The organism is Pseudomonas sp. VA159-2 (assembly GCF_024126635.1).
GTDB lineage: Bacteria > Pseudomonadota > Gammaproteobacteria > Pseudomonadales > Pseudomonadaceae > Aquipseudomonas > Aquipseudomonas muyukensis.
The window spans coordinates 1-464 of record NZ_JAMYBV010000084.1; the positions used below are offsets into that span (position 1 = coordinate 1).

The 464-nt window shown below is 70.7% G+C and carries 1 protein-coding gene; it reads right to left on the bottom strand.

Going from position 1 to position 464, the window contains the following annotated elements; translation table 11 throughout:
- Positions 1 to 259: 259 nt before the first annotated feature.
- The coding region (locus NJG22_RS24455; protein WP_253098504.1) for a hypothetical protein at positions 260 to 464 on the bottom strand (205 nt) is incomplete at its 5' end.

The window sequence follows — 464 nt, forward strand, 5'->3', positions numbered from 1 at the left end:
TCGCGACACAAGGCCGCTCCTACACAAAGCGGCGCAGGCCGCCGCAAGCGAGCGTCAGCGCCCGCTGCGCCGCTCCGCCGGTGCCACCCACTGGGCCTCTGCTGCGCCTCCTGCAGTGCTGCCGCCGGCCTGAAGCCCACGCGCCCCCTTGTAGGAGCGGCCTTGTGTCGCGAAAAGGGCGCGCAGCGGCCTCGGGATCTTTGCATCATGCAGGATCGCCGGGGCTGCTGCGCAGCCCTTTCGCGACACAAGGCCGCTCCTACACAAAGCGGTGCAGGGCGCCGCAAGCGAGCGTCAGCGCCCGCTGCGCCGTTCCGCCGGTGCCACCCACTGGGCCTCTTGCTGCGCCTTCTGCAGTGCTGCCGCCGGCCTGAAGCCCACGCGTCCCCTTGTAGGAGCGGCCTTGTGTCGCGAAAAGGGCGCGCAGCGGCCTCGGGATCTTTGCATCATGCAGGATCGCCGGG